Here is a 24220-nt window from a genome sequence, read left to right as displayed (position 1 = left end):
TTATTGGTTAGTTAGTTATTATAATTTCTCTTTAATGAAGTTAGTCATCATGGTATATAAGTGAAGACGTGTATTTCCTCCATAAATTCCATGATTTTTGTCTGGATAATTGAAGTAATCAAATTGCTTATTAGCTTGCACAAGCGCCTCTACAAGTCTAGTAGAGTTTTGTACATGAACATTATCATCTGCTCCACCATGTACTAATAAAAAGTCACCCTTCAATTTGCTTACGTGACTCAAAGGTGAGTTTTCATCATAACCACTTGCATTTTCCTGTGGAGTTTGCATATAGCGCTCTGTATAAATTGTATCATAAAACCTCCAAGAAGTAACTGGTGCTACTGCAATAGCCATCTCAAACGTATCTGATCCTTGAAATAAAGAGTTTGATGCCATAAAGCCACCATAACTCCATCCCCAAATTCCCGTACGACTTTCGTCTATATATGACCTTTTACTTAGCTCATTGGCAGCGGCTATTTGATCTTGAACTTCAAACTTCCCTAATTCTTTTTGAGTCATCTTTTTGAAATCACGTCCTTTTAATCCTGTGCCTCTCGGATCTACGCACACTACGATGTAATCATTTTGTGCCAGCATATGGAACCAATAATCATTAGAAGTATCCCATTCATTGGCAACACTTTGTGAACCTGGTCCAGAATATTGCGTCATAAAAAGTGGATACTTTTTGGAAGGATCAAAATCTGTAGGCTTAATCATATACGCATTCAAAGACACTCCATTGATATCAATTTCAAAAAATTCTTTTGGAGAGATATCGTATCCTGCATATAATTCTTTTAAATCTTTATTATCCTTTATAACACGTACCTGACTTCCATCTTTTGCATTGTTAAGTGTAAAACGGTAAGGTGTAGTAGTATTTGAGTAAGTGTGTATAAAATAACTAAAGTCTGCATCATTTGTTCCTTCAGAAGCTGCTAAAGCTTGCTTATCTTCTCCATTTAAGGCTACAGCATACACGCCTCTATTAATAGAACCGTTTTCTGAACTCTGATAAAAAACACGATTTGTTTTTAAATCATAACCATAAAAACCTGTCACTTCCCAGTCTCCAGAAGTCACTTGTCTTCTTAATGACCCATCTGGATTGTGATGGTAAATATGATTCCATCCATCTTTTTCACTAGTCCATAAAAAACTATTATCAGCAAGAAACGTTAGGTTATCTGTTACATCTACATATGCTTCATCTCTTTCCCTCAAGGCTTGCTTAACCATATTGGTTTGAGTGTTGTAAAAAAGAAGTTTTAAATGATCTTGATGTCTATTAAGTACTTGAATAGATAAGACGTTCGGATCTTTAGACCATTTTAATCTTGGGATATAGTAAGCATCTGCATTTTTTAAACTAAGAGCCATCGACCTCACTACATTAGCTCCTTGATTTGCATCATCTACTGTATAAACATGAACACTTACCTCTGCATTTGTTTCTCCAGCTTTTGGATATTTAAAAACTGTTTGCGTTTGGTACAATTCTGAGCCATAAACATCCATTGAAAATTCTGGAACATTTGTTTCATCAAAACGTATGTAAGCTATTTTTTTGCTGTCGGCGCTCCAATCAAAAGCGCGTACAAATCCAAATTCTTCTTCGTATACCCAATCCGTAATTCCATTAATAATACTATTCTTTTTACCGTCAAAAGTAAACTGCTTGGTTGTTTGTGAAGCAATGTCAAAAACATACAGATTGTTATCTTTTCCGTAGGCAATTTTTTTTCCATCTGGAGAGAAGGTAGGCTCTTGTATTAAATCTTTAGAAACTTGTGTAAGCTTTCGCGAAAGCGGATTCCAAACATAGTACTCCCCCAGTGTAGATCTTCTAAAAATAGACTTTAGCTTAGTAGACAGTAATAGTTGTTTTTCATCAGGACTAAAACGGTAACTTATAAAGTAATTTAGGCTATCTATATCACTACTGCTAACCGCTGTGCGGACTTTTTCCCCAGTGGCATAGCTATAAATATCAACACTCCCCGTACGAGTTTCTCTATCAAAATTCTGGACCGCATATTCACTTCCATTTGCCATAGAATGGATAGACTGTAGACGCTCTGCTCTAAAAGTACCGTCTTTCCAAATGTCCTCAAGTGTAATTTGTTTATTTTGTGCAATTGTGCTTTGTACTACCAGAAGAAAAAAGGTAGCTACATAGGTGTATAATCTCATATATGTGTTTGATTAATCTAAAGTTTTCAATTTTACTAAAAAAACTGCACAAATCCCTGCTTTTACTGTTAAATACTAACATAATGTTAAGAAATAATTCCCCGTCACAACCCTTGCGCACATACGATCTCTGCAATCTCAGTATCTTTGTGATTCTCACAAAAAATCTTTGATGACAAAAGAAGTATCTGGTTTTTCAAAACTTACAAAATCACAAAAAATAGACTGGCTAGCACAGCACTATTTTCAAGATAAAGAACAAGCAACGCAAACTCTTGTTTCTTACTGGAATAGCGATGAGAAGCTACAACAATTACACGATGAATTTATAGAGAACACGATCTCAAACTACTATTTACCATTAGGTGTAGCGCCTAATTTTTTAATTAACAACAAGCGGTATACCATCCCCATGGCCATCGAAGAAAGTTCTGTAGTAGCTGCAGCTAGCAAAGCAGCAAAGTTTTGGGCAACCCGTGGCGGATTTAAAACTGAAATACTAGGTACAACAAAAGTAGGCCAAGTACATTTTACCTATACTGGTAATGCTAAGCAATTGCAGTCTTATTTTTCAGACATAAAACCCGTACTGTTTTCTGAAGCAGCGTCTATCACTCGAAATATGGAAAAACGTGGTGGTGGCATAAAAGATATTACGTTAGTTAATAAAACAGCTTCAATTTCAAACTATTATCAGCTACATTGCACCTTTGAAACGCTTGATGCAATGGGAGCAAACTTCATAAACAGCTGCTTAGAGCAATTTGCATCTACGTTTGAGAATGGATTTTTAAAAGATCCTCGCTTTCGCGAAAGCGGAGACTCCTTACAAATAATAATGTCTATTTTATCTAACTATGTCCCAGATTGCCTAGTACGAGCAGAGGTAAGCTGTCCAGTAAAAGAACTTTCTGAAAAAAATATAGAGGGCGCTATGTTTGCAGAGAAGTTTCTTCAAGCAATAGCAATTGCAGAGCATGAGCCCTACCGTGCTGTCACTCACAATAAGGGAATCATGAACGGTATAGATGCAGTGGTTCTTGCTACTGGAAATGATTTTAGAGCTGTTGAGGCTGGTGTACATGCATATGCCGCAAGAACAATGCAATATAGAAGCCTTACACATGCAAAAATAGAAGATGAAATATTTACTTTCTGGATTGAAGTACCTCTTGCATTAGGGACTGTGGGAGGTCTGACAAAATTACATCCACTTGTGAGATGGTCAATGGAGCTCTTACAAAATCCAAGCTCAAAAGAATTAATGGAGATTGTTGCAGTAGCAGGCCTCGCACAAAATTTTGCTGCTGTCAAATCCCTTATAACTACCGGAATACAACAAGGGCATATGAAAATGCACTTAATGAATATTTTAAATCAACTAGAAGCCCAGCCTGAAGAAAAACAAAAAACTGTACAGTATTTTAAAACACATACTGTAACACACAGCGCAGTAGTAGATTTTGTTAACTCGCTAAGAACTGCCTAGAACGAATTTCCAGCATCTTATATTTAGTAATACTGTAAAACAATAGTAGCATTGAGTAAGACATTTTATAGCCACGGAAAACTATTATTGACCTCAGAATATATTGTTCTTGATGGCGCAGAGGCTCTTGCCCTTCCCACAAAGAAAGGACAATCGCTTATCGTTAAAGAAACAGATCACAACTGTGTACATTGGAAAAGTTTTCTAGAAGATGGTAGTGTATGGCTTGATATAAATTTTTCATTACCCCTGAGTGATTCGTTAAGTCCCAAAGGAAAAATTGAATCACGACTCTTATCTATCCTAAGAAAAGCAACTGAGCTCAATCCTGACTTTCTTGAGAAAAGCGAAGGTTTTGACGTAATAACAACATTAGAATTTCCTCAAAACTGGGGATTAGGGTCCTCCTCTACCTTGATTTCAAATGTAGCTCGCTGGGCAAACGTAAACCCATATGATTTATTAAAAGCAACTTTTGGAGGGAGCGGTTATGATATTGCCTGCGCCACTGCTCAAGGCCCTATACGCTATCACAATAAAAGTTCTCAGGCTGTGACAAAAGATGTTTCATTTAACCCCTCATTTAGAGATCGGCTGTTTTTTGTCCATCTCAATAAAAAACAAAATAGTAGAGAGAGCATTAAGCATTACAGAAGCCTTAGTAAAATTAAGCTACAGAAAGAGGTTGATTATTTTTCCTCACTCACAGAACACATCATTCAAAGTAGCGATCTGACTGAATTTGAACATTTATTACAAGCTCATGAATCTCGCCTTTCTGAGGTACTTAAAACTCCAACTATAAAATCGCAACTCTTTCCTGATTACCCTAAGACTATTAAGAGTTTAGGGGGTTGGGGTGGCGATTTTATCCTAGCAACAGGAGGCACTTTACAGAAGAACTATTTCTATAGCAGAGGATTTCAAACTATCATTTCTTATGATGATATGATTTTATAATAGTTCGCTTTCGCGAAAGCGCAATTCTTATTCCATAAAAAAAATGCCTGAGAAGAAATCTCAGGCATTTTTTATTTTAATATAGTCGATTGTAAATCTTTCTCAACTACTAGTAGAATTTAGATCTATTGTCTTCAATCTCTGCAGCTTCCTTAAGTGCAGTAAGAACTTTACTATTTACAGCTACTCTAGCTTTTTGGGCTTGTTGAGCAGCATAACTAGCGTAATTATCTAAAGGTGCCGCCTCTGTTATTTTTGTGACTTTAAGCACATAGACACCTCTTTCACCTTCAATTGGGCTTGATAATTCTCCTTCATTAAGTCCAAAAGCAGCTCCCACTACTTTAGGGTCGTTACCTGCACCTGCAATCGTAGGAACATTCATAGAAACTCCATTTGCAGATTTTACAGCTTGATTTTGAGATTGAGCCATCTCTTCAAGTGTACTGCCAGAAAATTTATCCTTAATAACCTCAGCTTTCTTTTGGTTACGTAAGATCGGAGTCACTCTAGCTGAGACATCTTCTACGCGCTCTGTACCTTTAGGCGTTTTACGTGTTACCTGTGCTACAAGATATCCATCATTTGTTGCGAAACGTTTGATATCTCCTACTTTTATATCTTCTTCGAAAGCCCACTGTACAACTGCCCTTTGAGCTCCTTCTCCTGGCAGGTTTTCGTCCATTGCACGCATTCTTTGCACTGGTCGTACTGCATATCCATTTTCTGTTGCTACTTCTTGAAAATTACCATCTTTAGCAGCAATTTCAAATTTTTGCGTGGTGTTATACACATTTGAAATTGTTTTGTCAGATGGTGTAATTTCTTTTACAACCGTAGCTATTTTCATTACTTTTTGGCTGTTCTTTTGGTCTACAATTTTGATCACGTGGAAACCAAAATTTGTTTCTGCCATCCCTAAATCACCTGTTTTGTTATCTACTAAGAAATCTCTAAACTCCTCTGCGAATAAATTAGGGTTTTGGTAATCTAAGTCCCCTCCTTTGTCAGCATTAGAAACATCTGTAGAAAACTCTTTAGCTAAATCTTCAAACTTAGAAGAGTTTCTCTTTAGCACAGTTAGTAAACTATCAGCTAATTGCTTTGCTTCTTCTTTTGTTCTTGTGGATGTAGATGCTACAGGACCTCTTTGAGTATTTGTAATTGCACCTTGGTAATCGATAAGAATATGGCTAGATCTAATAGAATCTGGCATAGTGCGTACAGCAACTACACGACTAAGATTCATGAATTTTCCATCTTTATAGGGCCCATAGATATCACCAGTATTCATAGAAAATAGCGTATCTGCAATACTTGAAGGAAGATCTTTCTTGAAAAACCATCTATCTACGTAAGGAGTATCAGAATTCTCTGCAATGAAGTCTTCTATATTCTCTGTTTCTTCCATACCCATGACAGTTTCATTTACTCCAGTTGCCCCATTACGGGAGGTATATGGCTTTCGTATCTTTTCAAGCTCTGCTTTTAATTGATTTTCATCTTCAAGTGAAGCTTCTTCTGCAAATTTCACAAATCGGATAGAACGGGTTGCCTCCGTTTTAAATTCATCTTTATGATCATTAATATAATCTTGTATTTCTTCTTTGCTTACAGACACATCTTCATCAGGAATTGATGTATATGGCACTTGTACAAACTGAATATCTACATTGTTTCCATCTAATCTGTATGCAACTTCACCATCTTTAAGTGTAGCTCCTACGCCAGCCTTTACAAGATTGTAATAGATATTTTGTTTTTCTTGATTTCTCAAAGATTCCTCAAAGGTTAACCATGATCTGTAGTCATTAGGATTTTGACTCTCCCTCATTGTAGCGATAAACTCTTGCATTTTTGCTTCACTAAAGAAACCATCTGCATCTTGAAAACGGGCATCACTTTGTAGTGCTTGTTTTAAAAGTTCTTGTGTACGATCTTTTCCTACTTGTATCCCTAGCTCTTCATACTGCTCTTCTAAAAGAACACGATTTACTTCTTGATCCCAAACAGTGTTTACTGCTCTAGTTGTAGATGCATTAGCACCTAGACGACGTGACTGAGCTTCAACTTTTGCAGCAAAATCTTCACGATCTATATTCACTCCATTTATTGAAGCCACGCGGTTTTGCTTATCTGCACTAAATCCACCACTATCTAGGATAGATGAGAAGATAAATGCAAAAAGTGCAAGTGCGATGATGATAATCAAAAAGATACTCTTGCTACGAATTTTATTTAAAATTGCCATTGTATGTAGTTTATGCTATAATAGTGGGCGAAAATACCATTTTCTCGCATAATAAAAAACAAAAAAATAAGTCAATATTAGTCTTTAGAACGTAGCACTTCTAAGAGTTCAATTTTTGTATTTGAAGTCTCAAGAATATTAAAGATAAATCCCTCTATCTCTATCGTTTCTCCAGCTTCTGGTATTTCTTCTGCATAGCTTACCACCAACCCCCCTAAAGTCCCGTAATTTTCACTTTCAGGCAGATCTAATTTGTAGGTTTCATTTAGATAATCCACTTCATGTCTTGCAGAAAGTTTGTAGTGATTATCTCCTATCGTTTCTTCGACCAGCTCTACACTATCGTGCTCATCTTCGATCTCTCCAAAGAGCTCTTCCACGATATCTTCAACAGTTAACATGCCGCTTGTTCCTCCATATTCATCTATGACAACACAAATACTTTTATGTTTTTTAGTTAAAGTATTGAGAACATCCTTCACTAACATTGTCTCGGGAACAAATACTACAGGCATTAACACGCTGCTAATGGTTTTAGGATTTTTGAAGAGTTCAAAAGAATGTACATACCCTATTATATCATCTATAGTATCTTTATACACCAAAACCTTAGAAAGACCTGTTTCTATAAATAGTTTATTAATCGCAGCAGGAGTTGTGCGCTCATCTACAGCAATAATTTCAGTTCTAGGAATCATCACATCTCGTGACTTTACTTCAGAGAATTCTAATGCATTTTGGAAAATTTGAATTTCTGTATCTACCTCATCTTGATCATTTACAGATTCCATTTGCTCTGAAATATAATTTCCAAGCTCCACCTTTGTAAATGCTAGCTGAACTTCATCTCCATCTGTCTTAAAAACATATTTCAAAACGAGATCTGAAATCCAAATGATAAACATACTTAAAAAGCTAAATACTAGGTAAAAGAAATAGGCTGGAATAGCTAAGAACTTAAGCAACTTATTTGCATAAATCTGGAAGAAGACCTTAGGCAAAAATTCAGCAGTAATTAAGATGACTATGGTAGAAATAATAGTCTGGCTTAACAAACTAAATTCTTCTATAAAACTATTGAGCCAACTTATGTTTTCGCCGAAAGGCATCCCTACGAGCCAATTTTGTAAAATAGCTCCCATAAAATAACCATACACCACAAGGGCAATGTTATTTCCCAGCAGCATAGTAGCTATAAACTTAGATGGTTTCTCTGTTAGTTTTTTAAGGACAACAGAAAGAAAATCATTTTGTTTTTTCTCTATTTCAATATGGATTTTATTTGCAGATACATAGGCAATCTCCATCCCAGAAAAAAAAGCTGACAGTATTAATGAGCAGCAAACAACAATAATTTGAGTTTCAAGGCTCCCCATTAAGAGTTATTGCGTTTATCGAACTTCTTTCGAAAGTGACGGGTAAAAAAGAACATCCCTATGCTCAAGCCTAAAAAAAATAAAAATAGATAGGCTCTAGATTGTTCTTCTGTTCCCCACAAAGCAATCACTTTATACAATGAAAATATTCCTGTTATTGCATATAACCACTCTCTGTATTTTGCATATCGCATCATAAATCTTCTGAATTTTCTTTTACGTACTGTTTGCTTACGTTATTTAAAGATACAAAATTTGTAAGCTTCTCATTAGAATCAAAGAGGTCTCCCCTATTTGTTGATCCATCTTTTAATACTATGGTGTAGGGTTGATCTGTAAAAATCCAACTATTCGCTTGATCCCAATACATCTGCTCTGCATTTAATGTTGCAGAATCGCTTGTAAACACCTTTACATTAGTTCGTAAATCAATAAGATTTGTAGTAAGATACCTTATTGCATAATCTGATGTTATTACACTTTCCTCTCCTTCTTCATTAATAAAAATAACTTCTACACCATCTGGAAATTCTTGGTAAGGATTTAATGCATTTGCATAATCCTTAACGTACGGGGTCTTGAGGTGAGCCGTTACTTTTCCAGAATCTACATATTTCATATCAATACCTCTTCCCTCTGTAGCAGGTGCATCAGATTTAATACTCATTGCGCGTATTTCATCTGCTTTTCCATCACAACCCAAAAGCAAAGTCACGGCAATTGCCGTGACTAAGTAAAATGTGTTATTTAGTATGGAGTATCTCACTATACCTTAGGTACTCTTACACTTTGACCAATCCAACAACCTATACTTATTGTTTGACCACTCTTATTTGAGCTAAAAATATCTGCCTTTGATGGGGCTAATGCTCTGTAACTAGCAGCTGTTTTATTTGCTGTTCCAGAAAGGGAAGGACTTACACGACCTGCTCTCTCTGCTGTACTAGCAGCTAACCAATATACTGCTCTTTTATCAAAAGTTGAATTTCCACAATTATTTGCACTTGCAGCATACATTGAAGCTATATTTAAATAGGCCTGTCCTAAAGAACCATCCTCAGATAAAGCTTTGTTAAAAAGACCTCTTGCTTTTCCATAGCTACCTGACTTCTTAGCTTGCAGTGCTAGTCTATAATACGCGTTTGCTCTTTCTTTTGGATCCGTCTCAAGATCAATAGCTTCTTGATAATACCTTGCTTCTTCTCTAGAATCTCCTCTTTTACCAGCAAGTATACCTAAATACTTTGCAGATTTTGCAGAAGGATCGAGTCTATGAAGGTTTTCAACTAGCTGCTTAAATAAATCTGTATCGGTACAATCTTTTCCGGCTAGACGACCTGCAGCTTTCTTTATCCACTCCTTGTCGTTTTTCATATCATCAAAATCTTTCTCATACAAAGGAACTAGGTTTTCACAATTTCCTAACGCTCCCATTGCACCATCTGTACTACTTGCAAAAATACCAAAAGCCTTAAGGTTTGTTTCATACCCCTTCATTCTTCGCTTATCTTTAGATGTCAATGCGGTACCCGCTTCATCCTTATCAACGAGTGATTGTAATTTACCATCTAACTCTGTAGCTTCTTTACTTAACTTATCTTGAGTATCATCGTACAGATCAAATACTTCTTGCAGTGCTACTTGCCCTCCATCTTGATAAAGATCTACAGCAAGTTTAAAACGAGTGTAAATTGCTTTTGCACTACCTATAGACGCAGCATCCATAGCAAATGCCTTTTGAAATGCCTCAAATTGTTGCTTTTCTGTGCCTATTTTATAATCATACATGATCTGTGCTTGATCTGCAGCATTCTCTCCTTTAGGCGTTTTTGCTGGAAAATATTGCTCTCTTTGTTTTAAGAATTCGATAAGATCTTTTGCAATAACTTGTTGTTGATCTCCAGAAGCTTTTTTTAGATCGCTTTTGAGAAGACGCTCACCATATTGATAAAGTGCAAGTGACCAATTAGGACAATCTTTTCTTAACTTATTGAATGAGTCTCTTGCTGCGTCGTAATTTTTAACTTTGGCAGACTCTGTAAATATAGAACCTGTCGTTATGCACTCTTCACTTATCTGTGCCCCAGCAGTAAATCCTACTGACACTACAAGTGCTATAAAAAGTGTGGTTAATTTAGTTTTCATAGTTATGGTTTTTTCTATTAATTAAATTTAGTCTTTACAAACCAAAGGTCATTGAGTGATAAACTCACACCTACATTCAAAAAGTTTTCTTGAACGAGATTTGCATTTGTTGTTCCTCGCTGTCCGTATTCTAGAGTAAGGTTAAGATTACTTATTTTACGTCCTGCTGGTAGTCCAACTCCAAAAGATATGCCAAACTCATTTATATCTTCGTTAGAAACAACTATACCAGTCTCCTCAAAACGCAGACCAGCTCTATAAGTAATTCGCTGCCAGTAGCTTGAAACAGAATTATATTTTGGAATATAAAAACCTCCCAATCTTACTTGTGCAGCGTCTTTGAAAGAAACATTTTCTATGGCAAAAGTTCTGTTCGTAAAATTACTTGATTGTTGAAAGGTAGACTCCACCCCCATGAACCAGTTATTTTGCACTCCAACACCTACTCCAAAAGTAAAAGATGCAGGAAAATCAAAATCTGTATCTGCCACCGCTATTTCTTCGGTTTCTAAATCAGCAGTAGCTCCAGTAGGTGAAAATTGAACAGTTGATATTTGTCTTTCATTCTCTGAACTATAACTTGCAGAAGGCACAAACTTCACAGATGTTGATAATTGTAATTTATCTGTTATCATACGCTCATATTGAGCTCCTAATTCAAAACCAAACCCTGACAAATCACTTCTATTTCGTTCTTGAGCACCAAGTTCCACATCTTCCTCTGTTCTTAATGAGGAGTTTTGAATATTACCGAAGTTATAGTTAGCACTTAGACCTAAACTTAAGCCCTCTACGACTTCATATCCAGCTGAAAGGAACACGCGGTTAATACCTCCACGACCGCTAAATCTATTTAATGTGGTCTCGGTATCATCATTAAGTCTATAACCTACAGCAGTATATGGCAAAAGACCAAAGTTTACTCCTAAATTTTCTGCAACAGGAAAGGCTATTGCAAGATAATCAAATGTTGATTTTGAGGCATTTTCTTTAGCATCAGAAGTTTTTGCAGTCACCTGCTGATGATTCCCACCTACGGTAAATGTGGTATATTTAATTTTTGACAAAGACGCTGGGTTTAACAAATTTAGGTGTATACTATCACTGTAGATTTGCATTCCTGCCATCGCCTTGCTCTCTACCGTTCCTCTAAATTGTTGAATTCCTACTCCATAAAAAGAATATGGAGATGTAGTAGCTCCCTCTTGGGCTAGGCCTTTTACTGCCATCAAAAGCACTGCTACAATACAAAGTTTTTTAATCATCAGAATGTGTTAAAATATAATTGAGGCCCTCAAGTAAAAAATTTGAGTGCGCAAAGATGCTATTTTTTAATCGTTTTGCCAAGAATTGCGCATCACCTCCAGTTAATATTACAGTATCGACATGATATTGCGTCTTATATTCATTTATAACACCGTCAATTTCTAAAATTATTCCTTGTACAATTCCAGAATGAATACTAGTCTCTGTGGTTGTTCCCACAATGCTTTTTGGCATTAGCTTTTCAAGCAAAGGCAAATTTGCAGTGAGTTCATGTAATGATTTATAACGCAATCTTATGCCCGGAGATATTGCTCCGCCCTTATATGACCCCTTAGAATCAATAAAGTCAAATGTGATGCAGGTGCCAGCATCTATTATAAGTCCATTTTTATGAGGATATTCTTTCGCGAAAGCGGAAACTAATGCCATTCTATCAACGCCTAGCGTTTCTGGAGTACCGTACTCATTTGTAAAAGGAAGAGGTATTTTATGACTAAGTAAAGTCGTAGGAAACCTCAACTGCACCAACCGAAGCTGCTCACGAGACAACCTTCCCACAGAAGAAACAATCGCTTTTTTTATAGGATATTTTTTAATAAATCGTATAACCTCGCTATTGAAATCTGATAGCTCAAAATCATGTCTTGCAAGTAAATTATTAATTTCAAATACGGCAATTTTTACACGTGTATTACCTACATCTATTATGAGTTGCATAAGTTATAAATTGTTATAAACATTTATTGTATTAACGGTTTAAGCTGCCTTTTTTTCCTTCTCAACTATAGGAGAAAAACAAGCCTTTAGAATTTTATAAAGTTCTGGATGCTTCTTGCGGAAAAGTCGAGGCCGCTTAAAAAAATACACTGAGGCTACCGCAAAGAATTCTGCCTCACTCGTAGCAGCATATTTTCGAATATCTGATGACCCTGCGTTAATTTTTTTCATCTCTTTATGCATTAACGAAATCCAAGGTTTTGAATAATTTTCTGTGAGAAGAATATCCGGTGTACCATCAATACTACCATCCTCCCCATCTATAAGATGCACAAACTCATGGACCCCAGTATTGCCTTTACTTGTTTTATTAGAAAAACCTAACCTTAAAGACTTCCTAGATAGTATCATGTGATTTTTGAGCCTCCCACTACCTACCATTCCGCCAATATTACGATCTTTCTGACTTTTAGAAAATTCTAACTCACTATCAAAAGCATCTGGATACACTAGCACTGTATCCAAATTTCTGTACCGCCATGAAGGAAAGTTTAATGTTGGGATAACCGCACTTGCAGCTACTAGTAAAATATCAAGATCTTCCATTTCAAAACCAACAGATTCCACATTAGTTTCTGCAAGAAATTTCATGACCCGCTTTCTAAACTTATTTCTTTTAATAGGATTAAGACTTCTGTAGAATTTAACTTTTTCTTTTAGTAGTGCTCGCCATTCTTTAGGAAATGGGGCAACCTTCGGTTTTGTGTAAAGTTTTGAAAAACCTACATAGCCAAAAACTACAAAAAATCCAAAAATTATAAGATATATCATTCCAAAATATGCTTTAAAAACTCAATTAGACCTCTAATTTTTAGTAGCTTCTATAAAATCTAGAATCTCATCGTATCGTTTATTACTGCCCAAAATATATTGCGTCATCATAGGCACGTGCTTCTTATCTAAAGTTATACGTTTTGCCTCTGGCTGAAATTTTACTAACGCTTCTCTAAATCTATTATTTGCTTCTTTAATTGATGGGTATGTTTTTTTACCTAGATAACTTAAAATAGGCGGGGTTGTTTTATTGATAAAGTTTATAGGAGATGCGTCTTTCCAGTGCTTTGGGTTTTTTGTCCATGTGGTGACGTAATTATTATTTTTTGTAGGAGGGTTACTTTTTAAGTAATGAGCCATATCTAGTCCAGCTGCATCATTGAGTATAATTCCCGAAATTTCGTCTTGCTTAATGTTATATTTTGGATTCATTACAGCGAGTGCTACCAGGTGTCCTCCAGCAGAATGACCAGTTACATAAACTTTAGAAACATCTCCCCCATATAGGTGGGCGTTATTTTGAATCCATTTAATTGCTGTGGCAATTTGTGAAGCCTGATCATCATAAGTAGCATTGGGACTCAATGTATATCCAGGTAATATGGTTAAAATATTCTTACGAGCAAAATTACGTCCAAACCACCAATATATTTCTTTACTACCCTTATTCCAGTTCCCCCCATGCACGAAAATTAATATTGGAACTTTTTCTGATAGGTTTTTTGGCTTGAAAATGTTTAATATAGGCGCTTCAATATCCTCTTTTACACTAGTACTTACAAAGCGATCACCTGTATAATTTACATTCTTATATTTAACACTTGAACAGCTTATAGATACTAATGTTACAATAAACAGAATAATTTTAACTTGATTACTCATCAATTTTTTTCAACAAATCTAGATGTAATCCAAAACAAAGGAAGTTAATAAAGTATTAATTGAAACTTTTTCAACAAAGAAAGCTACCCACAATTATCGTGGATAGCTTTCAATACATTAAAAATAACTCTTAAGCTAAATATTCTTTACATACGGCAGCACATTTTCTACAAGCGGCCGCGCAGTCCACACAATGTTTATGCTCATGACCTTCACACTCAGTAGCACAAGCCTCACAAATTTCAATACAATATTTTACAAGGCCATTTATGTTTTCATAGTTTGTTGCTAGCACTTGACTCAATGTACTACACACCTCAGCACACACTCTATCCGTCCTAATGCAGTTTACCATCATTTTCACATTGTCTTCCTCTAGGCAAGCATCTGCACAATAGTTACAGTGATTAATACAATTACCTAATGTGCTTATTAAATCTTGATTTCTCATAGTAGTTTTTTTTTAGTTATCACTTTAAATCTAGCAACAAACACGGACAAGGCAAAAAATTAAATTATAAAGAATTGTTATTGTTGTGTATCAAGAAGAAAAATAAATTAAGCTCCTTCCAGCTTATAAAATCAATGACCGTCTTTTAGAAAAGGAAAAGTTTACACAACAAAAAACCCGATCAAAAGATCGGGTTTTAATGTGGTACCTCCAGGAATCGAACCAGGGACACACGGATTTTCAGTCCGTTGCTCTACCAACTGAGCTAAGGTACCTCGCGTAAGCGGATGCAAATATAAGACCTTTCTGTAATCTACCAACTTATTTTAATAAAAAAATTAAAAAAAATACAAGTGCCTCTATATAAGAAACCTTATTTTCAATTAATCCGTAAGTAATTGTACACAATTGCGATTAACGCTATATTCGTGTGTTTTCACAAATAAAAATTATGGCAGACCAATATTACGACCCTAAAGATCTTAGAAAATTCGGTAAAATCACAGAGTGGAGCGAGGAGCTTGGCAACAAATTTTTTGACTACTACGGTAAGGTATTTGAAGAAGGTGCGCTTACTGCTCGTGAAAAATCTCTCATCGCACTTGCGGTTGCTCACACAGAGCAGTGCCCGTATTGCATTGATGCTTATACAAAAGATGGGTTACAAAAAGGCATCACAAAAGAAGAAATGATGGAAGCCATACACGCCGGAGCCGCAATAAAAAGTGGTGCAACTCTTGTTCATGGAGTCATGATGATGAATAAAGTAAATAAACTAGACGGGTAGTTTTACGCTTTCGCGAAAGCGTACTCATACAGATTTCCAACCAAAGGAAATCAACACTACAAACGACAAAAATTTTTAAATGTCAGCAACAAAATCACTGAAGAAAGAAGGTAGCGAACTTGCACAAGCAAATAAGCAGATAGAAATTTTATCTAATGGTATTTTCAAAGATGAACTGCCTACGTTTGCTAAGAAAATCAAAGAGACAAATCAGCTACCATTACGCCCTAACAAACTAGAAATACTCCAAATAAACGTGGGGTATATGTGTAATCAAGTGTGTGATCACTGTCACGTAGATGCTGGCCCAGATCGCAAGGAGATTATGACTTGGGAGACTATGGAGCAATGTCTCGAAGTGATACGCAATACAGGTGCTCACACGCTAGATCTTACTGGTGGTGCACCAGAAATGAACCCAAACTTTAGACGTTTTGTAGAAGAAGCGAGTAAGGCTGGGATTAAAGACTTTATTGTGCGTTCTAACCTTACCATTATACGTGCAAATAAAAAATACTACGATCTCCCAGATTTCTTTAAAAAACACAATGTACACGTCATCTCATCGATGCCACACTGGACACGCGGAAAAACAGACAAGCAACGTGGTGATGGTGTTTTTGACAAGTCTATCAAAGCATTACAAGAGCTCAACGAGCGTGGCTACGGTATGCCAGACAGCGACTTAAGACTAGACCTAGTTTATAATCCATCTGGAGCGTTCTTACCGGGAGACCAAGCAAGTATGGAGAAAGATTTTAAAAAGGCACTTATAGAGGATTTTAATATCCAGTTCCACAACCTTTTTGCAATCACAAACTTACCTATAGCACGATTTTTAGATTACCTCATCGCATCAGAAAACTATGAGGATTATATGTATCAACTCGTAGAGGCATATAACCCTGCCGCAGTAGAAAATGTGATGTGTAAAAACACAATTTCCATAAGCTGGGATGGGTATTTATTTGATTGTGATTTTAATCAAATGCTAGAATTACCAGTCGCAAGTAGTGTAAAGCACATAAAGGATTATAATGAAGATTTACTTAATGACCGTAACATTATGATCTCTCAACACTGTTACGGCTGTACGGCGGGTGCAGGAAGTAGTTGTCAAGGAACCGTTGCTTAATACGTAGAGAATCACGACACCAAAAACCGCCATACTTATATTTGCTCAAACAGCAATTACTGAAGCTTCTCGTAAGAAGCTCGGCCAGTCTGTGGCTTTATTTAAAGAGCTCAATAGGCAAACTATCGCAACGGCACGCAAGACAGGAATTTCTTATGTTATTTTTTCTGAAAATGAGCAAGTAGGAAACACCTTTGGCGAGCGCTTTACAAATGCGCTTACAACAGTTTTTGACAGTGGTTATGACCAAGTTATAACCATAGGTAATGATACTCCGCTCCTTTCGGCGGGACATATTCTTTTAGCGCAAGAAAAGCTCAAGCAATCTGCGCTTGTTATTGGCCCAAGCACAGATGGTGGTTGTTATTTAATGGGAATTAAAAAGAACCATTTTAAGCCTGAGCAGTTTAAAAACCTACCATGGCAGTCTAGTAAACTGGGTGCAATTATTTCTGATACGCTTTCGCGAAAGCGTACAAACCTTTACCTCCTTGAGACGCTCTCAGATCTTGACACCTATGCAGATCTAAAGCAAATTCTAAACGAGGCTTCTTCACTATCAGAAAAACTATTACAATTTATATTAAACATAGTAAATCAAGGTGTTTCTCTTGGTTACCACACTATAAAACGATTCTTTGAGTCGCTCACTAAAAGCCACTTTAATAAGGGATCACCATCATTAGCTCGTATTTAAATTTTGTAAGCCATAACAGCTTACAGTTATTCTTAGATTTTCTTAATTACCAACTAATACACTCAGATGAAATCATTTTATCTTAGTATACTCTTGCTTTTTACAGCAAGTTTGTATGCTCAAACTACCGTTACCGGAACCGTCACAAGCGCAGAAGATAACACTACAATACCATTTGCAAATGTCCTTGTAGAAGGCACAAACCAAGGAACCATTACAGACGAAAATGGTGTTTATACCATTACCATACCTACGGATGTATCCGTTTTAAAATTCTCTTCGCTCGGTTATAGCTCACAATTAATTACTGTTGCCAGCAGAACTCAAATAGACGTTGCACTAAGCATCTCCCAGGAGGGACTTGACGAAGTGGTTGTAACTGCTCTAGGCGTAAAACGTAACACAAGAGAACTAGGATATACAGTACAAACCATAAATGCAAAAGATATAGACGAGGTAAAGTCTGTAAACTTTCTGGACAACCTTTCTGGTAAGCTTGCGGGAGTTACCATCACACAAGGTGCAACTGGTGTGGGATCTTCATCACGCATAAGCATACGTGGAGAAGCTTCGTTCTCTAATAATAATCCGCTGTTTATAGTAGACGGTGTACCTATTAACAACAATACTGTTTTTAACTTTACAAATGAAGCAGCCGCAGGTTTTCAAGAAGTAGATTTTGGAAACGGTGCGATGGAAGTAAATCCAGATGACATTGCTTCTGTATCTGTACTTAAAGGCCCAAGTGCTGCTGCATTATACGGTACGCGTGCATCAAACGGAGTCATTGTTATTGAGACTAAAGATGGTAGCAAGAAAAAAGGACTCGGTATAAGTATTAACACTTCTATCTTTATAGACAGTGCTTTTAAACTTCCAGATTTTCAAAACGAGTACGGTCAAGGACAAGGTGGAGTTTTTGAATATGTTGATGGCCTTGGAGCAGGAATCTCAGATAACATCACCTATTCTTGGGGACCTAGACTAGATGCTGGAAATTTAATTCCGCAGTTTGATAGTCCGGTGACGCTTGCAGATGGGACGATTGTACGTGGTGGAGATACAGCTTTATACAATGGACTAGCCATCACTCCTACTGAATTTAGGTCAAACCCAGATAACCTAAAAGACTTTTATGAAACTGGAGTAACCACCATAAATAATGTAGCTGTTTCTAGCGGATTTGACAAAGGTGATTTCCGTATATCGTTTACAGACCTACGTAGTGAGTCTATCATCCCCGGTGTGAATCTAGATAGACAAACTATCGCGACAAAACTCAACTTTAAGCCAACAGACAAAACTAAAATCAAGGCAAGCATTAGTTACGTAAATTCTAGAAGCGACAACCGCCCATCAAACGGATACGGAAGTGAGAATGTAAATTACTCACTCGTAGCCTGGGGACCTCGTTCTCTTAATATAGACAGCCTCCGTGATTACTGGCAGCCAGGATTAGAAGGCGTTCAGCAATATTCTTTTAACTACACCTTCTTTGATAATCCATTTTTTATTTTAGAAGAAAACAGAAACTCTTTTAACCGTGATCGCGTTTTTGGTAACATAGCCCTTACACAGACACTCGCCAAAAATCTTGACCTTACCGTACGCACAGGTATGGACTACAGTAGTGAGAAACGACAGTTTTTAAGAAACTTTAGTTCTAACCGTTTCCAGAACGGTGGTTATGCTGAGCACGATGTTTTTTATCGTGAGATCAACACAGACTTCTTACTTAACTATGACAATAAATTTGGCGACTTCTCGCTAGATGTTAGTCTTGGAGGTAATCGCTTATCACAAGTAGCTTCTACAAAACAGGTGCAAACTACAAACCTTGCACAACCAGGTATTTTTAACCTTAATAATGCCGCATCACCTATAGAAGCATTCCAATTTGAATCTGAAAAGCGTATCAACTCTTTTTACGGAGTGGCAAAACTGGGTTACAAGAACTTTTTATATCTAGATGTTACTGGACGTAATGACTGGTCAAGCGCACTTGCAACACCTTTTAGTGCAGATAACACTTCGTTTTTCTATCCTTCGGCTAGTTTGAGTTTTATAGGATCTAACGTTTGGGAACTTCCAGAAGCGATAAGCTATTTACAACTTAGAGCAAGTGTTGCTCAGGTGGGTAATGACACTAATCCTTTCCAAACTTCTGGAGCTTTTATCGCACAGACCCCTTTTGAAGGGCAGCCTACTTTTAGCGCACAAAACTTTATCCCTAATGCAAACCTAAAACCAGAGCAAACTACATCGTACGAGATAGGTACGGATATACGTTTCTTCAAAGACAGGTTTAATGTAGACTTCACGTACTACAACGCCCTGACCAAAGATCAGATTATCTCCTTGCCTATTGCTATTTCTTCAGGCTTTAATCAGCAGGTGGTAAATGGCGGTGAGGTGCGCACTTCGGGTATCGAGGTCATTGCAGGCATCACTCCTATCGTAAATGAAAACTTTAGATGGAACACGACCTTTAACTTCAGCACCAACAAATCTGTAGTTGAAAGTCTACCGCAATCTGATGGTCGTCTTACGCTTGCCTTTAGCCGTATTTATGACAGCGCAAACCAAACCGTATTTTTCCAAGTAGAAGAAGGCGGGGAAGTTGGCGATATTTATGGAACAGGCTACCTACGTAATGACGATGGTGATTTTATCATTGATAATAATGGTCGCTTTATTGCAGACAACAACCTCAAGAAAATAGGAAACTACACCGCAGATTTTAACCTAGGATGGAACAATGATTTCCGCTACAAGCAATGGAGTGCTTCTTTCTTATTTGACTGGCGTCAAGGTGGAGATATTGTCTCAAGAACGCGAGCGCTAGGTAATGTAGGAGGCCAACTAGCAGAAACAGCTTTCCGCCCAGAAGAGGGAATTATAGCACAAGGAGTTGTAAACATAGGCACTGCGGCAAATCCAAATTTTGTTCCAAACACCACGGCAGTTTCGGCAGAGAGTTACTACCGTCAGTTTTATGACCGCAACCACGAAGAAAACAACATTTATGACGCCTCGTTCTTAAAACTTCGTCAGTTTTCTATAGGATATTCATTCAAGCTTAAAGACGGATTTATCGGGCTCAAAGAAGGTGTAGACGTAAACCTTTCACTTATAGGGCGCAATCTTTTTGCCATCACAGAAAATCCACATTTTGACCCTGAGCAACTCGCAGTACAAGGACAAGGATTTGTGAGCGGTGTAGAAGATTTGAGTTATGCTACAACAAGAAGCTTCGGATTTAAGGCAGGATTTAACTTTTAACGCTTTCGCGAAAGCGTAACATAAAACATTACAAATGAAAAATTTTTTATACATCACTTCCCTCCTGCTTTTACTTGGAATGAGCAGTTGCACAGAAGATTTTGAAGAAATAAACACAAACCCAAATGATCCCGTTAGCGTGCAGCCTAGCTTGTTATTGCGACAAGTTATTTATGACTACGGAGAGCAAATGAGTTATGAAGGTTTTGTGGCTGGAGATTTACTCTCGCAACACAGAACGGCTCTTGACTTTAACCTTTTTGATCGTCACGCCTTAAAATCACCTCAGCTAGGAGGAAATCCTTGGCCTATTTTTTATACGAATTTAAGAGACAACGAGATTATCTTACAGCAGGCGCAAACTAATGTGACCTTTGCCGTTTATGAAGGCCCAGCACTTATCCTAAAAGCTTATATGGCGGCTGGGCTTACAGATCTTTTTGGCGATGTTCCTTACTCAGAAGCATTTAACGGAATAGATGGAACGGTAACACCAGCTTATGATACGCAGGAGGCTATATATACTGGAGCAGATGGTATTCTGGCAAATCTAGATGCAGGAATTGCTGCTATTGAGGCTTATGAAGATGTCATCCCGCTAGAAGGAGATATTCTATATGGTGGTGATTTACAAGCTTGGGTACGCTTTGCAAACAGTATTAAAATTAAACATCTTTTACGTATCTCAGATCGTGTAGATGTAAGTACAGAATTACAAACACTTGTTAATGAGGATAACTTTATATCGAGTAATAGCGATAATGCTATTTTTAACTTTAGCAACACGGAGCCTAACAGCTTTAGACTTGCACAATTACGTGTGGGTGACTTTAACAACTTCGTACTTTCTGAAACGATGGAAAATATTCTTGTAGATCTTGAAGACACGAGGCTTAATACGTTCTTTAGACCAGCATCAAATACTGACGATTTTAACGGACTTATAAATGGAATAGATGCAACCTCAACGGCTGCAGTATTAGGAGATTTATCACTTGCAGGCACAGCTTTTAGAGAAGATACTTCTGTGCTAGATGCCAACTTTATGACGGCTTGGGAAACTTCGCTTGCACTCGCCGAAGCTGCCCAGCGCGGTCTTATCACCGCAGATGCGCAGGCACTTTATGAAAACGGCGTAACGCTCGCTTTTGAATACTGGCAAACACCGTTACCATCAGATTATCTAACAGGTAATGCTGCTTTTAATAACGCAGATAGTTCGCCGCTAGAACAAATACTTACTCAAAAGTGGATTGCAAACATTATAAACGGCTATGAAGGTTGGATAGAATATAGACGTACCGGTTTTCCTGCGTTTATGGATGTGCAAGCAAGTCTTAATGACGGTTTAATTCCTGTGCGTATGCCTTACCCATCTGAAGAAGAAGCGCTCAATGCAGATAATTACCAGACAGCTTTTGATGCAACAGACGGCAATAGCCTTAATGTGCGCGTGTGGTGGGATGTAGATTAATGAATTGTGGGAGATGGGTGTAGTAGTGCGGACATCTTCCCTAGCCCCTCTTCAAAGAGGGGAACTTTTATGAAATACACTTTCCAGACGGAAAGTGATAAATATTAGAATAAGAAATCAATATATGAATGTAGAAATCTGGCAATGGGGATTAATTATAGCATCGAGTGTGATGCTATTTGTGCTGTCTCCGCTTGCCAAAAGTCCTGATGAGTTTTTTAAGGCTACGCATCGTAAGAAGTCTCCTAATGTATGGATGGTTACGGGTAGTCTCATTATCTCGTGGATTTTTGCAAAGAGTATTACAAATGCTGCCAACTTAGGTCTGAGTTTTGGGATTGTGGGTGGTGTTGCTTATGCGGGTTATTACCTCTCCTTTGCTGTGGCTGGTGTGATTATCTACCAGATGCGCCTGCAAGGTGGATTTACAAGTATACATCAGTTTCTGACTTCTCGATTTGGAAAAGGAGCGATGCGCTTATTTTCTGTACTCATAGCCATTAGGCTTTTTAATGAGGTGTGGAGTAACACGATGGTGATAGGGTCTTATTTTGGAGAGATGGGAAGCACTCCGTACTATTGGGCGATTCTGGTCTTTACGATACTCACTCTGGCTTATGCGCTCAAGGGCGGATTGAGCAGTTCTATATTTACAGATGTGATACAGATGGGATTATTTTCCATACTGCTATGTGTGATATTATATAGCATATTTTCGGTAGATGATTTTAGTGTGAAGGAGGTTGCGACTTCTGGAACGTGGAGTTTTGATCTTGGTCTTAATTTGCTATTTGCAGCCTTGTTACAATCATTTTCCTATCCCTTTCACGATCCAGTATTGACAGATAGAGCTTTTTTAAGTTCGCCTAGGGTTACTTTGCGTAGCTTTCTAATCGCCTCCGTATTGGGTGCTGCTTGTATTATCTTATTTAGTGTTATAGGTGTTTATGCCCAGTCACAAGGAATGACAGGTCAAGCCGCGGTAGAAGTTGGCAAAGCTTTTGGTGTAGTCATATTACTAGTCATCAATTTTATTATGATTACATCGGCGGCATCTACGCTGGACAGTACATTCTCATCATTTTCAAAATTACTTTCAGTCGATTTAAATTTGGGTAAAAATCTTTCGTTTGGGAGATTGTCTATGGCTGTAATTGCCATATTGGGAACCATTCCCGTATTTCTTAATGCAGAGATTTTAAGCGCCACGACCATATCTGGAACGATGGTAATTGGACTTACGCCAGTATTTTTATTTTGGCGAAAGCCAGCCCCAAAAATTAGCTATTACTTGAGTGTAGTAACTGGTATCATTTTTGGCTTCATATTAGTTTTTGATGCCTTACCACTATCATTACAATTTACAACAGGATCTTATGCTGCGTTACTCTGGACCAACGTCTGGGGCATCACAGCCTGTACCATATTATACCTCATACCACGATGGATAAAAAGATAAAAAACACGGGCAATCTCACTGGCAAAGTATTGCTGTATGGCGGTGTGTATAGCAATCTACAAGCGCTAGAGAAACTAAAATCCATAGCGGAGGAACAAGGGATTGCACCAGAAAATTGCATCTGCACAGGAGACATTGTGGGATATTGTGCGCAGCCCGAAGAAACCGTACAACTCTATAAAATATGGGGAACGCACGGTATTGCAGGTAATGTAGAAAAACAACTGAGTGAGGGCGCAGAAGATTGTGGGTGTGACTTTAGAGAAGGATCGCGTTGTGATGGTTTTAGCCAGCTGTGGTATCCATACGCACAAAGCAAACTCTCTAAGAATTCGCTAGACACCATCGAGGCGCTTCCAGACCATATTACATTCACCTACGCTGGTAAAAAGGTTACGGTTGTACACGGCTCGTACCATCATATTTCTGAATTTATATTTAAATCTACGCCTTGGGAAATAAAAGGTTCAAATTTTGATACAACACAAAGTGATGTGATTATTGCGGGACATTGCGGTTTGCCGTTTCATACGGAGAAAGAAGATAAACTCTGGCTCAACCCTGGCGTGATTGGGATGCCAGCAAATGATGGCTCTACCGAAGTCTGGTATGCCATTCTAGATGACACTTCTGGCAATCTTAGCTATGAACATCATACCTTTGCATATAATTACAAGCTCACGAGCCAGTTAATGCAAAACGGCTTACTGCCAGAAGAATATGCGCGTACCATCGTAACTGGCATCTGGGATAACACAGAAATACTGCCAGCTGTAGAGAGTGGATTGCAGGGGTTTGGCATAAAATTATAAA

General features: G+C 37.6%; 20 protein-coding genes and 1 tRNA gene. 9 read left to right on the top strand and 12 right to left on the bottom strand.

Translation table 11 applies throughout. From position 1 onward, the window contains the following. Positions 1 to 18: 18 nt before the first annotated feature. Positions 19 to 2202 (bottom strand): S9 family peptidase, encoded by a 2184-nt coding sequence (locus OD90_RS11220; protein ID WP_144669259.1) that lies wholly within the window; start codon positions 2200 to 2202, stop codon positions 19 to 21. Between the two features lie 130 nt (positions 2203 to 2332). On the opposite strand from OD90_RS11220, the gene OD90_RS11215 reads away from it, so the two are divergent. Together OD90_RS11215 and OD90_RS11210 are read left to right on the top strand one after the other, a co-directional pair. Next, on the top strand, positions 2333 to 3691 hold the full coding sequence (locus OD90_RS11215; RefSeq protein ID WP_261374535.1) for a hydroxymethylglutaryl-CoA reductase, degradative: 1359 nt from the start codon (positions 2333 to 2335) through the stop codon (positions 3689 to 3691). Positions 3692 to 3742: 51 nt separating this feature from the next. Next, positions 3743 to 4651, top strand: a complete 909-nt coding sequence (locus OD90_RS11210) for a GYDIA family GHMP kinase (RefSeq protein ID WP_144669257.1) — start codon at positions 3743 to 3745, stop codon at positions 4649 to 4651. Between the two features lie 109 nt (positions 4652 to 4760). On the opposite strand, the gene OD90_RS11205 is transcribed toward OD90_RS11210, so the two are convergent. From OD90_RS11205 to OD90_RS11155, 11 genes are all read right to left on the bottom strand, one after another. Beyond that, positions 4761 to 6902 (bottom strand): peptidylprolyl isomerase, encoded by a 2142-nt coding sequence (locus OD90_RS11205; RefSeq protein ID WP_144669256.1) that lies wholly within the window; start codon positions 6900 to 6902, stop codon positions 4761 to 4763. Between the two features lie 77 nt (positions 6903 to 6979). Continuing rightward, on the bottom strand, positions 6980 to 8278 hold the full coding sequence (locus OD90_RS11200) for a hemolysin family protein (protein ID WP_144669255.1): 1299 nt from the start codon (positions 8276 to 8278) through the stop codon (positions 6980 to 6982). After that, positions 8278 to 8475 carry a hypothetical protein gene (locus OD90_RS11195; RefSeq protein ID WP_144669254.1) on the bottom strand — a complete coding sequence of 66 codons (198 nt, stop codon included), beginning with the start codon at positions 8473 to 8475 and terminating at the stop codon, positions 8278 to 8280. Before OD90_RS11195 ends, OD90_RS11200 begins: the two co-directional genes overlap by 1 nt. Then, positions 8472 to 9044, bottom strand: a complete 573-nt coding sequence (lptC, locus tag OD90_RS11190; RefSeq protein ID WP_144669253.1) for an LPS export ABC transporter periplasmic protein LptC — start codon at positions 9042 to 9044, stop codon at positions 8472 to 8474. Before lptC ends, OD90_RS11195 begins: the two co-directional genes overlap by 4 nt. Continuing rightward, complete coding sequence (locus tag OD90_RS11185) at positions 9044 to 10423, bottom strand: hypothetical protein (RefSeq protein ID WP_144669252.1); 1380 nt, start codon at positions 10421 to 10423, stop codon at positions 9044 to 9046. The genes lptC and OD90_RS11185 overlap by 1 nt, the downstream gene beginning before the upstream one ends. Before the next feature lie 17 nt (positions 10424 to 10440). Further along, on the bottom strand, positions 10441 to 11688 hold the full coding sequence (locus OD90_RS11180; protein WP_144669251.1) for a hypothetical protein: 1248 nt from the start codon (positions 11686 to 11688) through the stop codon (positions 10441 to 10443). Then, entirely contained in the window at positions 11681 to 12406 is a 726-nt protein-coding gene (locus OD90_RS11175) for a type III pantothenate kinase (RefSeq protein ID WP_144669250.1), read from the bottom strand. Before OD90_RS11175 ends, OD90_RS11180 begins: the two co-directional genes overlap by 8 nt. 39 nt (positions 12407 to 12445) lie before the next feature. Next, complete coding sequence (locus tag OD90_RS11170; protein ID WP_144669249.1) at positions 12446 to 13237, bottom strand: zinc-dependent peptidase; 792 nt, start codon at positions 13235 to 13237, stop codon at positions 12446 to 12448. Positions 13238 to 13270: 33 nt separating this feature from the next. Next, positions 13271 to 14122 (bottom strand): alpha/beta hydrolase, encoded by an 852-nt coding sequence (locus tag OD90_RS11165; protein WP_144669248.1) that lies wholly within the window; start codon positions 14120 to 14122, stop codon positions 13271 to 13273. Positions 14123 to 14252: 130 nt separating this feature from the next. Further along, positions 14253 to 14573, bottom strand: coding sequence for a four-helix bundle copper-binding protein (locus tag OD90_RS11160; RefSeq protein ID WP_144669247.1), 321 nt, complete (start codon positions 14571 to 14573; stop codon positions 14253 to 14255). Positions 14574 to 14775: 202 nt separating this feature from the next. After that, positions 14776 to 14848, bottom strand: a tRNA-Phe gene (locus OD90_RS11155). Between the two features lie 176 nt (positions 14849 to 15024). Here OD90_RS11155 and OD90_RS11150 point away from each other — a divergent pair. The 7 genes from OD90_RS11150 (at position 15025) to OD90_RS11120 (ending at position 24219) form a co-directional block, all read left to right on the top strand. Next, positions 15025 to 15360, top strand: coding sequence for an arsenosugar biosynthesis-associated peroxidase-like protein (locus OD90_RS11150; RefSeq protein WP_144669246.1), 336 nt, complete (start codon positions 15025 to 15027; stop codon positions 15358 to 15360). Positions 15361 to 15439: 79 nt separating this feature from the next. Beyond that, entirely contained in the window at positions 15440 to 16495 is a 1056-nt protein-coding gene (gene arsS / locus OD90_RS11145) for an arsenosugar biosynthesis radical SAM (seleno)protein ArsS (protein ID WP_144669245.1), read from the top strand. A gap of 91 nt (positions 16496 to 16586) precedes the next feature. Further along, a complete protein-coding gene (locus tag OD90_RS11140; RefSeq protein ID WP_186434754.1) occupies positions 16587 to 17192 on the top strand; it encodes a DUF2064 domain-containing protein in 606 nt (201 codons plus the stop codon). A 66-nt stretch (positions 17193 to 17258) separates the two neighbouring features. After that, positions 17259 to 20474 carry a SusC/RagA family TonB-linked outer membrane protein gene (locus OD90_RS11135; RefSeq protein ID WP_144669243.1) on the top strand — a complete coding sequence of 1072 codons (3216 nt, stop codon included), beginning with the start codon at positions 17259 to 17261 and terminating at the stop codon, positions 20472 to 20474. 34 nt (positions 20475 to 20508) lie between these two features. Continuing rightward, positions 20509 to 21948, top strand: a complete 1440-nt coding sequence (locus OD90_RS11130; protein ID WP_144669242.1) for a SusD/RagB family nutrient-binding outer membrane lipoprotein — start codon at positions 20509 to 20511, stop codon at positions 21946 to 21948. 124 nt (positions 21949 to 22072) lie between these two features. After that, positions 22073 to 23407 carry a sodium:solute symporter family transporter gene (locus OD90_RS11125; RefSeq protein ID WP_144669241.1) on the top strand — a complete coding sequence of 445 codons (1335 nt, stop codon included), beginning with the start codon at positions 22073 to 22075 and terminating at the stop codon, positions 23405 to 23407. Further along, the gene (locus tag OD90_RS11120) at positions 23392 to 24219 is read left to right on the top strand and encodes a metallophosphoesterase family protein (protein WP_144669240.1); all 828 of its coding nucleotides are present in this window, start codon (positions 23392 to 23394) and stop codon (positions 24217 to 24219) included. Before OD90_RS11125 ends, OD90_RS11120 begins: the two co-directional genes overlap by 16 nt. The last annotated feature ends 1 nt before the right edge of the window (position 24220 follow it).

It is taken from the genome of Dokdonia sp. Hel_I_53 (genome assembly GCF_007827465.1).
In the GTDB taxonomy this organism is placed as follows: Bacteria; Bacteroidota; Bacteroidia; order Flavobacteriales; family Flavobacteriaceae; genus Dokdonia.
The sequence above is the reverse complement of the archived record's forward strand: the minus strand, read 5'-3'. Positions and strand labels throughout refer to the sequence as shown.

Coding starts and splice junctions, on each gene's coding strand:
- OD90_RS11220 (WP_144669259.1), bottom strand. CDS start 2,202: ATGAGATTATACACCTATGTAGCTACCTTTTTTCTTCTGGTAGTACAA.
- OD90_RS11205 (WP_144669256.1), bottom strand. CDS start 6,902: ATGGCAATTTTAAATAAAATTCGTAGCAAGAGTATCTTTTTGATTATC.
- OD90_RS11200 (WP_144669255.1), bottom strand. CDS start 8,278: ATGGGGAGCCTTGAAACTCAAATTATTGTTGTTTGCTGCTCATTAATA.
- OD90_RS11195 (WP_144669254.1), bottom strand. CDS start 8,475: ATGATGCGATATGCAAAATACAGAGAGTGGTTATATGCAATAACAGGA.
- OD90_RS11185 (WP_144669252.1), bottom strand. CDS start 10,423: ATGAAAACTAAATTAACCACACTTTTTATAGCACTTGTAGTGTCAGTA.
- OD90_RS11180 (WP_144669251.1), bottom strand. CDS start 11,688: ATGATTAAAAAACTTTGTATTGTAGCAGTGCTTTTGATGGCAGTAAAA.
- OD90_RS11175 (WP_144669250.1), bottom strand. CDS start 12,406: ATGCAACTCATAATAGATGTAGGTAATACACGTGTAAAAATTGCCGTA.
- OD90_RS11170 (WP_144669249.1), bottom strand. CDS start 13,237: ATGATATATCTTATAATTTTTGGATTTTTTGTAGTTTTTGGCTATGTA.
- OD90_RS11165 (WP_144669248.1), bottom strand. CDS start 14,122: ATGAGTAATCAAGTTAAAATTATTCTGTTTATTGTAACATTAGTATCT.
- OD90_RS11160 (WP_144669247.1), bottom strand. CDS start 14,573: ATGAGAAATCAAGATTTAATAAGCACATTAGGTAATTGTATTAATCAC.
- OD90_RS11150 (WP_144669246.1), top strand. CDS start 15,025: ATGGCAGACCAATATTACGACCCTAAAGATCTTAGAAAATTCGGTAAA.
- arsS (WP_144669245.1), top strand. CDS start 15,440: ATGTCAGCAACAAAATCACTGAAGAAAGAAGGTAGCGAACTTGCACAA.
- OD90_RS11135 (WP_144669243.1), top strand. CDS start 17,259: ATGAAATCATTTTATCTTAGTATACTCTTGCTTTTTACAGCAAGTTTG.
- OD90_RS11130 (WP_144669242.1), top strand. CDS start 20,509: ATGAAAAATTTTTTATACATCACTTCCCTCCTGCTTTTACTTGGAATG.
- OD90_RS11125 (WP_144669241.1), top strand. CDS start 22,073: ATGAATGTAGAAATCTGGCAATGGGGATTAATTATAGCATCGAGTGTG.
- OD90_RS11120 (WP_144669240.1), top strand. CDS start 23,392: ATGGATAAAAAGATAAAAAACACGGGCAATCTCACTGGCAAAGTATTG.